General features: G+C 64.2%; 13 protein-coding genes. 6 read left to right on the top strand and 7 right to left on the bottom strand.

Annotation, left to right across the window (positions count from 1 at the left end):
• Positions 1-27: 27 nt before the first annotated feature.
• Together JJE66_RS28500 and JJE66_RS28495 are read right to left on the bottom strand one after the other, a co-directional pair.
• Positions 28-699 (bottom strand): DsbA family protein, encoded by a 672-nt coding sequence (locus tag JJE66_RS28500; protein ID WP_200517767.1) that lies wholly within the window; start codon positions 697-699, stop codon positions 28-30.
• Positions 700-835: 136 nt separating this feature from the next.
• Complete coding sequence (locus JJE66_RS28495; protein ID WP_200517766.1) at positions 836-1,327, bottom strand: DUF721 domain-containing protein; 492 nt, start codon at positions 1,325-1,327, stop codon at positions 836-838.
• Positions 1,328-1,491: 164 nt separating this feature from the next.
• Between JJE66_RS28495 and mutY the strand changes: the two genes are divergently transcribed.
• Both mutY and JJE66_RS28485 read left to right on the top strand, forming a co-directional pair.
• Entirely contained in the window at positions 1,492-2,592 is a 1,101-nt protein-coding gene (gene mutY / locus JJE66_RS28490; protein WP_200517765.1) for an A/G-specific adenine glycosylase, read from the top strand.
• 70 nt (positions 2,593-2,662) lie between these two features.
• A complete protein-coding gene (locus tag JJE66_RS28485) occupies positions 2,663-3,085 on the top strand; it encodes a PaaI family thioesterase (protein ID WP_200517764.1) in 423 nt (140 codons plus the stop codon).
• 226 nt (positions 3,086-3,311) lie between these two features.
• Here JJE66_RS28485 and JJE66_RS28480 read toward each other — a convergent pair whose 3' ends face one another.
• Complete coding sequence (locus JJE66_RS28480; RefSeq protein ID WP_200517763.1) at positions 3,312-4,589, bottom strand: flavin-dependent oxidoreductase; 1,278 nt, start codon at positions 4,587-4,589, stop codon at positions 3,312-3,314.
• Between the two features lie 138 nt (positions 4,590-4,727).
• Between JJE66_RS28480 and JJE66_RS28475 the strand changes: the two genes are divergently transcribed.
• Complete coding sequence (locus JJE66_RS28475) at positions 4,728-5,348, top strand: glutathione S-transferase family protein (RefSeq protein WP_200517762.1); 621 nt, start codon at positions 4,728-4,730, stop codon at positions 5,346-5,348.
• Between the two features lie 118 nt (positions 5,349-5,466).
• On the opposite strand, the gene JJE66_RS28470 is transcribed toward JJE66_RS28475, so the two are convergent.
• Positions 5,467-6,381 (bottom strand): LysR family transcriptional regulator, encoded by a 915-nt coding sequence (locus tag JJE66_RS28470; protein ID WP_200518868.1) that lies wholly within the window; start codon positions 6,379-6,381, stop codon positions 5,467-5,469.
• 91 nt (positions 6,382-6,472) lie between these two features.
• On the opposite strand from JJE66_RS28470, the gene JJE66_RS28465 reads away from it, so the two are divergent.
• Positions 6,473-6,919: a nuclear transport factor 2 family protein gene (locus JJE66_RS28465; protein ID WP_200517761.1), complete on the top strand. Its 447-nt coding sequence runs from the start codon at positions 6,473-6,475 to the stop codon at positions 6,917-6,919.
• Between the two features lie 64 nt (positions 6,920-6,983).
• On the opposite strand, the gene JJE66_RS28460 is transcribed toward JJE66_RS28465, so the two are convergent.
• Both JJE66_RS28460 and JJE66_RS28455 read right to left on the bottom strand, forming a co-directional pair.
• Entirely contained in the window at positions 6,984-7,670 is a 687-nt protein-coding gene (locus JJE66_RS28460) for a glutathione S-transferase family protein (protein WP_200517760.1), read from the bottom strand.
• Positions 7,671-7,943: 273 nt separating this feature from the next.
• Positions 7,944-9,074 (bottom strand): site-specific DNA-methyltransferase, encoded by a 1,131-nt coding sequence (locus JJE66_RS28455; protein ID WP_283818523.1) that lies wholly within the window; start codon positions 9,072-9,074, stop codon positions 7,944-7,946.
• 414 nt (positions 9,075-9,488) lie between these two features.
• Between JJE66_RS28455 and JJE66_RS28450 the strand changes: the two genes are divergently transcribed.
• Positions 9,489-10,427 (top strand): neutral zinc metallopeptidase, encoded by a 939-nt coding sequence (locus tag JJE66_RS28450; RefSeq protein ID WP_200517758.1) that lies wholly within the window; start codon positions 9,489-9,491, stop codon positions 10,425-10,427.
• A 157-nt stretch (positions 10,428-10,584) separates the two neighbouring features.
• Positions 10,585-11,148, top strand: a complete 564-nt coding sequence (gene moaB, locus JJE66_RS28445; protein WP_200517757.1) for a molybdenum cofactor biosynthesis protein B — start codon at positions 10,585-10,587, stop codon at positions 11,146-11,148.
• Positions 11,149-11,351: 203 nt separating this feature from the next.
• Here moaB and JJE66_RS28440 read toward each other — a convergent pair whose 3' ends face one another.
• The gene (locus JJE66_RS28440) at positions 11,352-12,281 is read right to left on the bottom strand and encodes a helix-turn-helix domain-containing GNAT family N-acetyltransferase (protein WP_200517756.1); all 930 of its coding nucleotides are present in this window, start codon (positions 12,279-12,281) and stop codon (positions 11,352-11,354) included.

The raw sequence follows: 12,281 nt of genomic DNA, 5'->3' as shown, positions 1-12,281 counted from the left end.
ATGCGAATCAGGATCTTGACGAGCGAATCAGCTCTTCAGCAGCGGATTGATCTTCTTGGCGAACTCCTCGAACGAGGTCTCGCCCTTGATCTTCTCGCCGTTGATGAAGAACGTCGGTGTCGAGTCGACCTTCAAAACGTCGCTGGCATATTTCTGGTCGGCGGCGATCTTGTCGAGCAGCGCCTGATCCTTCAGGCAGGCCTCGACCTGCTGCTGGGTGAGGCCGGCTTGCTTGCCGATCCGCGTCAGCGTCTCCGTGGTGTTCTTCACCACCCAGTCATTCTGCTGGCGGAACAGCATGTCGGTGACCGCAAAATATTTCGCCGCGTCGCCATTGGCGATGCAGCGCGACAGCATCGAGCCGGCCGCCGCTTTGATGTCGAGCGGGAACTCACGGAAGATGTAACGCACCTTGCCGGTGTCGATGTATTCCGATTTGATCTTGGGGAACACCTGCTCGTTGAAAGCCGCGCAGTGCGGGCAGGTCATCGAAGCGTATTCGGTGATGGTGACGGGGGCGTCCTTGGAGCCCAGCGCCATGTCGGGCAGCGACACCGGCTTGGCGACGTCGGCGGCAGCCTGCGCCATTGCCTTGGGGATCATGGCGTCAGAGATGAACCGCAGCGGCGAGAGCCCGGCAACCGCGGCAAGACCGGTCAGCGACAGCATCGTGGTGAAGGCGCGGCGGGTGATGATCAAGGTCGGCTCCCGAATTGGCTTGGTCTCGCCCCGAGGCTCATATCGAGGTTCCCGGGCGGCCTGTCGCTAGCTTGAAACGTGGTTTGAGGCAATGGCGACCGGCAGGGACGGGTCCGGATTCACGCCGGAATGGGGCTCAATTTCGCTTGATGGCGGCCCCGAGCCGCGCCAGCGCCGTCTTCAATTCTTCATCTTCGATGGCGCCCAGGCTCTCCGCCACCTCGGCAACGGCCTTGGAGTCCGGTGGGCCGGGCCTCACGGGACGCCTTGACCGCGACAAGGGGGCCTGGCGGAAGGCGAGCTTGCCGACCGCGCTCCAGCCGAAGAAGCGGTTGACCCGTTCCAGAATTACGTCGGCGGAGTGCTGGATCTCCAGCGCCATCGGCCCCTCAACCCGGAGCACCAGCGTCGCCGGCTCCTGCGGCTGGCCCTCGACCGGCCGCGGCCATTGCATCTTCAGCGGCTCGGCATGGGCGGCGATCTCAGGTCCCGCGATCTGCGCCCACCGCGTCACCAGCTCGCGCGCCGCAAAACCCTGCTTGGCATAGGCCTCGGCAAAGACGTCGTTGAGCAGGATGCCGAGCGGCTTGGCGCTGATGGGGCCGGGTTTGGGAGGGAATTTGGACATTGCCCCTTATAGCATGCCGGAGTGCGAGCCGCAGAGGCTCTCTGGCGTCATGGCCGGGCTTTGTCCCGGCCATCCACGTTCTCCTCCTGAAGAAAGACGTGGATGCCCGCGACGAGCGTGGGCATGACGTGGAGAGATTGTCGTGACGTCGCTACAGTAAGAGCATGAGCCCCAAATCCGCGCTGAAGGCGAAATCGGAACCCCGTCAGGCAGAGACCTCGTCGCGCCCGATCGCACTTCTGCGATGGTACGACCGCCACCGCCGCAGGCTGCCGTGGCGTGCCGCGCCCGGTGAGGCATCGGATCCTTATCGCGTCTGGCTGTCGGAGATCATGCTTCAGCAGACCACGGTGAAGGCAGTCGGGCCCTATTTCGAAAAATTCGTCGCGCGCTGGCCTGACGTCACGGCGCTGGGGCGGGCTTCGCTGGACGACGTGCTGCGGATGTGGGCCGGGCTCGGCTATTACTCGCGTGCGCGCAATCTCTATGCCTGCGCGGTCGCGGTGACGCGCGAGCATGGTGGCGCTTTTCCCGAGACTGAGGAAGGCCTGCGCGCTCTGCCGGGCATCGGGCCGTACACGGCGGCAGCGATCGCGGCGATCGCCTTCGATCGCCATACCATGCCGGTCGACGGCAATATCGAGCGCGTGGTGTCGCGCCTGTTCGCGGTCGAGGAGGAGTTGCCGCAGGCCAAGCCGCGGATCCAGCAGCTGGCAGCGACCCTGCTTGCCAATTCCCGCGCTGGCGATAGTGCCCAAGCCTTGATGGATTTGGGCTCTTCGATCTGCACGCCGAAGAATCCGGCCTGCGCGCTGTGTCCGCTGAACGAGGATTGCACGGCGCGCGTGCAGGGATCGCAGGAGACGTTTCCGCGCAAGGCGCCGAAGAAGAGCGGCACTTTGCGGCGCGGTGCCGCCTTCGTCGTCACGCGCGGCGACGAGCTGCTGGTCCGAAGTCGCCCTGAAAAGGGTCTGCTTGGCGGCATGACAGAAGTGCCGGGTTCAGACTGGCTCGCCGCTCAGGACGATGCGGTCGCGAAGCGGCAGGCGCCGAAGTTGAACGGGCTGTCGCGCTGGCAGCGCAAGGTGGGCGTGGTCACGCACGTCTTCACGCATTTTCCGCTGGAGCTCGTGGTCTACACGGCGAGGGCAGAAGCCCGCACCCGCGCACCCGCAGGCATGCGCTGGGTTCCGATCGCGACCCTGGCCGACGAGGCGCTGCCCAACGTCATGCGCAAGGTGATCGCGCACGCGCTGAATCTCTAGGCGATGCGCACTCTGCTGACAGCAAGGTGGCAGCAGGGTTACGCTACGAGGGTCGAAATGGAGGCTCTCGATGGTCAAGACCGCGCTCGACAACTTCAAGAGGCCGCCCTGCGCCGAGCTGCTGGGATGGCGCCTGCTCGAGGCCCGTCCCGAGGACGGCTGGCTCAAGCTCGGCTTCGAGGGCAAGCCGGAGTTCTGCAACCCGGCGGGCTTCATCCAGGGCGGTATGCTCTCGGCCATGCTCGACGACACCATGGGCCCCGCCGTGCTGGTGATGACCGAGGGCCGGCTCTACACCACCACCATCAGTATGACCGTGAATTTTCTCAGCCCCGCAAAGCCCGGTCCGATCATCGCCGAGGCCAAGGTGACGCAGCTCGGCAAGACCATTGCGTTCGTCGAGGCCAAGCTGATGGCCGGAGACGGTACGGTGCTGGCAACGGCCACGGCGAGCGAGCGGCTACTGGAAGCGGCGAGGGTGGTTGGCAGATAGTGTAACGGCGCGCTCCTTCTTCCCTTCCCCCCTTGTGGGGGAAGGTGGCGCGAAGCGCCGGATGAGGGGTATCTGTCGGCGAATTCAATTGTGAGAGGTGAGCGCGGAGAGATACCCCTCACCCGAGCGAGTCTGCGTTTACTGTCGTCGCTGCCCTCTCCCACAAGGGGCGAGGGCACATCAACGTGCATCTCGCTTCGTGCGAGTCACGGATCTTGGACCGAACTCACGCTCCCGCGCGCGCGTCCTTGCTCACAATCGCCGGCTTCGCATTCAGCGCCTCCACCTGAAATCCCGCGACGCGCTTGTAATTCGCGGCGATGTCCTCCAGCTCTTTCTGCGACAGCACGTCGGTCACAACGCCGTAACCATCCGGCGCGCGCTCTTCGACGAGCTGCATCACCTGCTCGGGGCCATTCTTGCGATTGAGCAGCACGAGGTCGGTGGTCGCAGGCCGCCGCTCGGCCTCATAGGCGAGCAGCGCCGCCTGCGTCGGGCCGTGCGCCAAAATCTCGCGGGTGATGGTGCGGGCATCGAGGATCGCCTGTGACGCGCCGTTCGAGCCGATCGGGTACATCGGATGCGCGGCATCGCCCATCAGCGTCACCTTGCCAAAGGTCCATTGCGAGACCGGATCGCGGTCGACCAGCGGATATTCATAGGCGTGCGGGCAGTTCCGGATCAGCCCGGGCACGTCGAGCCAGTCGAACTGCCAGCTCTCGAACCAGGGCAGAAACTCTTCCAGCCGCGCGGTGCGGTTGTAGTCCTCGCGACGCCACTGATAGGTCGGCGGCATGTGGCGCTCGGCGACCCAGTTGATCAAATGGTTGCCCGCGGCGTCCGGCGCCTTGCTGATCGGATAGCAGACGAATTTCAGGATTTCGTGCCCGGCCATGATCATGGTGCGGCCGGTGAGGAAGGCCTTTGCAGGCGTCACGCCGCGCCAGAGGATGCGGCCGTTCCAGATCGGCGGGCCTTCGTCGGGGTAAAGCTTCTCTCGCGCGGCGGAATGGATGCCGTCGGCGGCGATCATGATCGCACCGTCGTAAGTCCCCGCGGCCTTGCCGGTCGCCCTGTCGACGAAATCGGCGCGCACGCCGCTGGTCGCTTCGGTCCACCCGGTCAGATGATGGCTGGTCAAGATGTTGTCGCGGCCGAGCCGCTCGATCGCGATGTCGAGCAGGAGCTGCTGCAGCGTGCCGCGATGGATCGAGAATTGCGGCCATTTGTAACCGGCTTCCAGCCCGCGCGGCTCGCTCCAGATCGGCCTGCCGTGCTTGGAGAAATAGGCAAGCTCGCGGGTGCGTACGCCGCTGGCGTCGAGCTTGTCCATCAGCCCGAGCTCGATCAGCTCGCGTACCGCATGCGGCAGCACGTTGATGCCGACGCCGAGCGGCTTCAGCTCCGCGACGCTCTCGAAGACTTTTACGGACACGCCGATTCCGTGCAAGCTGAGCGCAAGCGTCAGCCCGCCGATGCCGCCGCCGGCGATGAGTACCGTCATGACAAACCCCCTCCAATTGAGGCGTCTTGGCACAGGCGGGCGGATGTGGGCAACTGCGAAGAGCAAAGCAGTAGAACAGCGTGCTATAGACCCCAGGGACGGCAGCCGTTATTTTCCAGCTTTCCCATGAGGTCAGACATGCTCAAGCTCTACTACGCCACCGGCACCTGCGCACTCGCCACCTACATGACCCTGGAGGAGGCCGGCGCCGACTACGCGGCTGAACGCCTGAGCTTCAAGGACAACCAGCAGAACAGCCCGGACTATCTCGCCATCAACCCGAAGGGCCGCGTGCCGGCGCTGGTGACCGATCGCGGCGTCCTCACCGAGACGCCGGCGATGCTGGCCTACATCGCGCAAACCTTCCCCAAGGCGAAGCTCGCGCCGCTCGACGATCCCTTCGACTTCGCCCAGGTGCAGTCGTTCAACTCCTATCTCTGCTCCACCGTGCATGTGGCGCATGCGCACAAGGGGCGCGGTCCGCGCTGGGCCACGGAGGAGAGTTCGTTCGCCGACATGAAGCGGATGGTTCCGAAGACAATGGGTGCCTGCTTCGCCCTGATCGAGCAGAAGATGTTGAGAGGACCGTGGGTGATGGGCGATCAGTTCACGATCTGCGATCCCTATCTCCACACGCTCTCGCACTGGCTCGAAGGCGACAGCGTCGACATCAACGCGACCCCAAAGATCGCCGACCATTTCAAGCGCATGTCGGATCGGCCCGCGGTGCGCAAGGTGATGGACGCACAGAAGGCGTAAGGCCTCTTGTAGGGTGGGTTAGCGTAGCATAACCCACCTCTTTAATTTCCGCGGAGACAGTAGTAGTGGGTTACGCTGAGCGGTTTGCGCTTCGCGCAATCCGCGGGGCTAACCCACCCTACGAAACCTTCTTCTCCAACCCCCGTCCCGTCTCCAGCATCAACCGTCGCAGCCAGATCGAGCCCGGATCCATCTGCGCCCGCGTCGGGTGGAACATGAACTGCTCGTCGATCCCGGGATCGAGCGGCGGCGTCACCGTGACAAGACCGAACTGCTTCGAAAGCGCCGCGATCAGCCGGCGCGGCACGAAGGCGACGAGGTCGGTGCGGGCGGCGACGTGCAACGCCTCCAGATAGCCTGACACGACCAGCGAGATGTGCCGCTCGATGTCCTTAGGTCGCAGCCAGGTGTCGATCAGATCCTCGCTGTTGCCGCGGATGATCACGCCGACATGGCGTGCGGCGAGGAAGACCTCCCGCCGCTTGAGCTTGACGCCCATGGGATGGCCGCGCCGCACCGCCAGCGCGTCACTGTCGGTGTAGAGCAGCTGGCGGTGAAAGCCTTTGAACGCATTGCCAATCGAGATCACGAGATCGATGGTGCGGGCGAACTCGGCGTGGAAGATCGCAGGGCCCCGCCACGGCACGACGTCGATGCGGACGTTCGGCGCGGCCTTCGTCACCTTCTCCATCAAAGGCGGCATCAGCAGCTCGACCGCGAGATCCGGCATCATCAATCGGAATTGCCGCTCGCTGCGCGCGGCATCGAACTCGTCGGGCACGAACAGAGAGCGCATCTGGTCGAGCGCCTGTGCCAGCGGCGCGCGCAGGGCTTGCGCCCGCGGCGTCAACTCCATCCGCGCGCCGGTACGCACCAGCAGCGGGTCGCCGAAGATGTCGCGCAGGCGTTGCAGCGCGTGGCTCGCGGCCGGCTGCGACAGCCCGATGCGCAGGGCGGCGCGGCTGACATTGGCCTCGCGCAGCAGCGCGTCGAGCGCGGTCAATAGGTTGAGGTCGAGCGAATTCAAATTCATGAGGCGAATAGATACCATATTCTCTATCGATTTGAAGAATTGTCGCTACACCGCGATGATCTCCGTGTTGTCACTGAACGGAGATGCCGCCATGAGCGCGAGCGCCAACAAGAAGCTGATGCAGGATATTTTCGCCGCCGCCGCCAACCCCGATCCGACGGTGCGCGATCGCGCCCTGTTCACCGCAAGCCTTGCCGACGACGCAAGATGGATCGTCACCGGCCAGTACTCCTGGTCGCGCACCTTCACGGGGAGGGACGCGATCCTCAACGATCTGCACGGCTATGTGCGGACCCGCCTGCGCGACCGGACGCGCACGGTCGCCGAGCGCTTCATCGCCGATGGCGACATCGTCGTGGTGGAGGCCAAGGGCGACAACATCACGCCCGAGGGCGTGCGCTACGACAACGACTATTGCCTGGTGTTTCGGCTCGAGGACGGCAAGATCAAGGAGATCCGGGAGTATTGCGACTCGGTTTTGACCGAGAAGGCGCTGGGTCCGTTTCCGGAGCAGGATCGGCGTGCGGCTGCCGGTTGATCCGGACCGGACATAGGGAGTTCTCAACCGGCGGGCGCCTTCGGCCCGCCGGTGTTTTTGGTTGTCAGGCGACCTTGGTCGTCATGTGCTTGAACATGTTGGCTCTCGCCTCGTCGTCCATCTCGGCCTTAAAGGTGAACTTGTCCTTCAGTGCGATCGCCCGCGCCGCTGCCGGCCGCGCCGAGATCTCGTCGACCAGCCGCTTCACGTTCGGGTAGCGCGCAAAGGCGTCGTCGCCGAGCTTGAACGGCACCATCCGCGCCCAGCCCCACAGCGCCATGTCGACGATCGAATAGCTGTCGCCGACCATGTAGCGGCGGCCTTCGAGGTGCGCGTCGAGAATCTTGTAGTGGCGATCGGTCTCGTACTGGTAGCGGTTATGGGCGTAGTCGTGGTTCTGATCCTTCGGCGCGAAATGCTTGAAGTGCACGGCTTGGCCCGAAAAGGGGCCGAGGCCGGTGGCGATGAACATCAGCCAGGACAGCGTCTCGCCGCGGACGTTGGCGGCGGGCAGGAACTTGCCGGTTGTCTCGGCGAGATAGAGCAGGATGGCGTTGCTGTCGAACACGATCGTGCCGTTGTCGTCGATCGCCGGCACCTTGCCGTTCGGATTGATCTTCAGATAGTCTGGCGTGAACTGCTCGCCCTTGCGGGTGTCGATCTTCACCGGCTCGAACGGCAGACCGGCCTCTTCCAGATAGAGTGCCACCTTGGTCGGGTTCGGCGATCCGTTGAAATAGAATTTGAGCATCGGGCGTCTCCCAAATGTTGGTGCAAGCATCATTGCCGCGGGGCGGCCTTCTCTTGCCTGAACCTTGTTATGGGATGCAACCGGCGAGATCGCCGGGCGGTATCTGCGCGCCGCGCAGATCAGCCGGCGTAACAAAGGCCGATCGCCTTCGTATCCGCGGCGTCCAGTGCCGTAGGGTGGGCAAAGCGATAGCGTGCCCATCAATTCCATCAATCTGTTGGAGAGATGATGGGCACGGCGCTTTGCGCCTTTGCCCACCCTACAAGTGGGCGGCTACTCCGCCGCCATGCCGGCACGGATCTCCGCACGGAACTCGTCGATCAGCTTGAGACCTTTCTTGGTCTCGACATGCCAGAAGGTCCAGCCGTTGCACGCCTGCGCGCCTTGCGCCACCGCGCCCATGCGATGGATCGAGCCGACCTTGTCGCCGAACATGATGGCGCCGTCGGCACGGACCAGCGCGCCAAGCTTCTTCTTGGCGTCGAACAGTTTTGCGCCAGGCATGATCATGCCGCGCTCGATCAGCTCGGAGAACGCGACTCGCGGCGCTTCGCGCGCGGTCATGAACGGGGCAAGGCTCGCGTCCGGCAGCGGCTCGACCGCGGCGATGCGGGCTTGCGCCGCCTTGGCATAGGTCTTGTCGCGCTCGAAGCCGATATAGGAGCGGCCGAGACGCTTGGCGACGGCGCCGGTGGTGCCGGTGCCGTTGAAGGGATCGATCACGAGATCGCCGGGCTTCGACGACGACAGCAGCACGCGTGCGAGCAGGCCTTCCGGCTTTTGCGTCGGATGCACCTTCTTGCCGTCGGCGCCCTTGAGGCGTTCCTCGCCGGTGCAGAGCGGGATCAGCCAGTCGGAGCGTGCCTGAACGTCCTCGTTGGCCGCCTTCAGCGCCTCGTAGTTGAACGTGTAGCCCTTGGCCTTCTCGTCACGCGCGGCCCAGATCATGGTCTCGTGCGCGTTGGTGAAGCGGCGGCCGCGGAAATTCGGCATCGGGTTGGTCTTGCGCCAGACGATGTCGTTCAGGAGCCAGAAGCCGAGGTCCTGCATGATCGCGCCGACGCGGAAGATGTTGTGGTAGGAGCCGATCACCCAGATCGTCGCCGACGGCTTCATCGCGCGGCGCGCGGCGAGCAGCCAGGCGCGGGTGAAATCGTCATAGGCGGAGAACGAGTCGAACTTGTCCCAGTCGTCGTTGACGGCATCGACATGGGATTCGTCGGGGCGCTTGAGATCGCCCTTGAGCTGGAGATTGTAGGGCGGATCTGCGAACACCAGATCGACGCTACCAGCCTGAAGCTTCGACATCTCGGCAACGCAATCGCCGAGGATGATGCTGTGCGAAGCGGACTCAAAGTTTGTGCGGGGCGCCCTTGCAGACGCCCCGCGACGCGACACTACCATGACTCAAGAACTCTGACTCAGGCGACGCTGTCGGCGACGCGGGACCAAACAACCGACTGACCGTTACAATGAAGCGGCAAAGTAAAAATCGACTTAACCCGCTGCTTTTGTGAGCAAGCCCCGCATCGCGCGCTGCGCGCGTTTCGTTGCGCGCAATCGCCGCGTTTTACAGTGTATTTCGCGTTTCTTCGCGTTGCGGGAGCATCCGGGTCGCCAAAGTGACTGCAAATTTCTCTCGGAAAAATTTGCACGGCCCTCGGAAAAAATTGCTGGCGTCGCACGCTGTCGCACTAGGCAATAATTGCCGGGCGGGATATTGATTAACGCAATGGAAATTTTACGTCTGTGCGCGTTGAGCTTTTCGCGTTCCTGCGTGCCCGCACGATGCAATCGACGACCTGAGGGAAGCCCACTATGCGCTACGATGATTTCCGCCGCAGCGACGACGTCGAAGATCGTCGCGGCGATGATGGTGGCGGCGGTGGAGGTGGCGGCGGGTTCGGCCTGCCGATGGGCGGCGGTGGCCTCGGCATCGGCACCATCATCGTGCTCGGCCTGGTTGGCTACGCCTTCGGCATCGATCCGCGCGTCCTGATCGGCGGTGCCGAGATCCTCACCGGCGGCGGCCAGGCGCCGAGCTACCAGAGCGATCGCCAATCGTCCTCAACCGCCAAGCGCGGCGCGCCGACCGACGAGATGGGCAGCATGATCTCCGGCATCCTCGGCGAGATCGACGATCGCTGGAGCGAGATTTTCCAGGCGAGCGGCCAGTCCTACACCGGTCCGAAGGTCGTGCTGTTCCGCAACGCCACCAATGGCGGCCGCTGCGGCCGTGCAGAATCGGCGATGGGCCCGTTCTACTGTCCGCCGGACAAGACCATCTTCCTCGACACCGGCTTCTTCCGCGAGGTCGAGACGCGCTTCCACGGCTGCTCCGGCAAGTCCGCCTGTAACTTCACCACCGCCTACATCATCGCCCATGAGGCCGGCCATCACATCCAGAACCTGCTCGGCATCCTTCCGAAGGTGACGCGGCTGCAACAGCAGGCCGGCAGCAAGGCGGAGGCCAATGCGCTCCAGGTCAAGGTCGAATTGCAGGCTGATTGCCTGTCGGGCGTCTGGGTCAATCGCGAGGCGAAGAAGCGTCCGAACTTCCTCGAGACGGGCGACATCGACGCCGCGCTGACCACCGCGAGCGCGATCGGCGACGATACGCTGCAGCGTCAGGCCACGGGGCGCGTGGTGCCTGATTCCTTCACCCACGGCTCCGCTGCGCAGCGCAAGCAATGGTTCATGACCGGCTATCAACAGGGCAAGGTGCAGGCCTGCAACACGTTCGGCGGCGGGGGGTAGTAAGGAAGGCTTCGTGCCCCGGACGCAGCGCGGCATGCAATGCTGCGCTGCTGAGCCGGGGCCCACAATGCCGGTCCTTGCGTCTCTCACAATGGTCCCGGCTCTGCGGCGCACCGCTTCGCGCTGCGCGGCGTCCGGGACACGAGAGGAATGAGCAATGTCTTCCATCGACGAATCCAAGCAATTCATCCCGCTCGATATCGCGGTGCTCACCGTCTCCGACACCCGTGCGCTCGCCGACGACAAGTCCGGCCAGACGCTCGTCGATCGTCTCACCGCGGCGGGCCATCGTCTCGCTGCGCGCGAGATCGTCACCGATGATGTCGAGGCGATCCGCGCCGTCATCCGCCGCTGGATTGCGGACGCCGGCATCGACGTCGTCATCACCACAGGCGGCACCGGCTTCACCGGGCGCGACGTCACCCCGGAGGCGATCGAGCCGCTGTTCGAGAAGCGCATGGATGGTTTCTCGATCGCCTTCCACATGCTGAGCCACGCCAAGATCGGGACCTCGACGATCCAGAGCCGCGCCACCGCCGGCGTTGCGGGGGCGACCTACATCTTCTGTCTCCCCGGTTCGCCCGGCGCCTGCCGCGATGGCTGGGACGGCATCCTTGCGGCCCAGCTCGATTACCGTACGCGCCCCTGCAATTTCGTCGAGATCATGCCGCGGCTGGACGAGCATCTGCGCAGGCCGAAAGCGCAGGGCGCAACGGTGTAGTTGCCTTCTTCCTTCCCCCCTTGTGGGGGAAGGTGGCGCGAAGCGCCGGATGAGGGGTATCTATCCGCCAATGCGATGCGAGAAAGCTACGCTCGTGGAGACAGACCCCTCACCCAAATGAGCCCGCGTCCACCAGCGTCGCTGCCCTCTCCCACAAGGGGCGAGGGCACAGCAATGCGCGCATCTCGCTCGTAGTCAAATAATTAGAGATCCCGCTCCCAGGTCTCGCCCACCAGATCGGCACCGAAACTGTGGTGCTTCTCCTCCTTCACGAGCTTGAAGCCGGCGCTCTGGTAGATGCCGCGCGCGGCGACCAGAATGCTCTGCGTCCATAGCGTCATGCGGCGATAGCCTCTCTCGCGAGCGCCCTGCATGCATTGTTCGACCAGCGCGCGGCCGACACCGAGCCCGCGTGCCTTCTTCTCCACCTGCAACAGGCGGAGTTTTGCGATCTCGTCCGTGGCCTTGACCAGAAAGATCGAGCCGACCGGCTCGCCACCGACTTCCGCGATCCAGCAATGCTCGCGCGTGGCGTCGTAGGTCTTGATGAACTGTGCGCAGATCTCGGCGACCAGCGCCTCGTAGCTGATATCCCAGTTGTAATCCGCGGCGTAGGCAGCCGCCTGCTTGGAGATGACCCAGCCCATGTCACCGACGCGATGGCTGCGCAGCACGATAGAAGCGGGCTGGCTTCGACGTTGCTCCAGCACAGCCTCAATGGTCGCCATGGCCTGCGTCAGCCGCGTTGCATCGCCGGCCGGAAGCCGAGCCAGCATAGCGGCGACCTCGTTTTGCGAGCTCAGGTTCAGCTTGGCGAAGGTCTGGCGTCCCTTGGCCGTGAGGCTGAGCTGGTATTGCCTGCGATCTGTAGGCAGGGGCCGTCGCGAGATCAGCCCCTTCTCGTCGAAGCTCTGGACGATGCGGCTGAGATAGCCGGGATCGAGACCAAGCTCGCTTCCGATCTCTTTGGCCGAAAGCTCGTCGCGATGCGCGAGCTCATAGAGCACGCGGGCCTCGCTGAGCGAGAACGGGCTCTGCCCAACATGCTGGTCGAGCACACCGAGCTTGCGGGTGTAGAAGCGGTTGAAGGCGCGAACCGCGGCGATCTGGTCGTCGGTACCGTCGATTGGCAT

The sequence above is a fragment of the Bradyrhizobium diazoefficiens genome, from assembly GCF_016612535.1.
In the GTDB taxonomy this organism is placed as follows: Bacteria; Pseudomonadota; Alphaproteobacteria; order Rhizobiales; family Xanthobacteraceae; genus Bradyrhizobium; species Bradyrhizobium diazoefficiens_C.
Note: the sequence above shows the minus strand (reverse complement) of the source record. Positions and strands in the feature narration are given on the sequence as shown.

What these genes read in the sequence shown, in the direction of transcription:
- JJE66_RS28440 (WP_200517756.1), bottom strand. Translation starts at nt 12,281, where the DNA reads ATGCCAATCGACGGTACCGACGACCAGATCGCCGCGGTTCGCGCCTTC.
- moaB (WP_200517757.1), top strand. Translation starts at nt 10,585, where the DNA reads ATGTCTTCCATCGACGAATCCAAGCAATTCATCCCGCTCGATATCGCG.
- JJE66_RS28470 (WP_200518868.1), bottom strand. Translation starts at nt 6,381, where the DNA reads ATGAATTTGAATTCGCTCGACCTCAACCTATTGACCGCGCTCGACGCG.
- JJE66_RS28485 (WP_200517764.1), top strand. Translation starts at nt 2,663, where the DNA reads ATGGTCAAGACCGCGCTCGACAACTTCAAGAGGCCGCCCTGCGCCGAG.
- JJE66_RS28475 (WP_200517762.1), top strand. Translation starts at nt 4,728, where the DNA reads ATGCTCAAGCTCTACTACGCCACCGGCACCTGCGCACTCGCCACCTAC.
- JJE66_RS28450 (WP_200517758.1), top strand. Translation starts at nt 9,489, where the DNA reads ATGCGCTACGATGATTTCCGCCGCAGCGACGACGTCGAAGATCGTCGC.
- JJE66_RS28460 (WP_200517760.1), bottom strand. Translation starts at nt 7,670, where the DNA reads ATGCTCAAATTCTATTTCAACGGATCGCCGAACCCGACCAAGGTGGCA.
- JJE66_RS28465 (WP_200517761.1), top strand. Translation starts at nt 6,473, where the DNA reads ATGAGCGCGAGCGCCAACAAGAAGCTGATGCAGGATATTTTCGCCGCC.
- JJE66_RS28455 (WP_283818523.1), bottom strand. Translation starts at nt 9,074, where the DNA reads ATGGTAGTGTCGCGTCGCGGGGCGTCTGCAAGGGCGCCCCGCACAAAC.
- JJE66_RS28495 (WP_200517766.1), bottom strand. Translation starts at nt 1,327, where the DNA reads ATGTCCAAATTCCCTCCCAAACCCGGCCCCATCAGCGCCAAGCCGCTC.
- mutY (WP_200517765.1), top strand. Translation starts at nt 1,492, where the DNA reads ATGAGCCCCAAATCCGCGCTGAAGGCGAAATCGGAACCCCGTCAGGCA.
- JJE66_RS28480 (WP_200517763.1), bottom strand. Translation starts at nt 4,589, where the DNA reads ATGACGGTACTCATCGCCGGCGGCGGCATCGGCGGGCTGACGCTTGCG.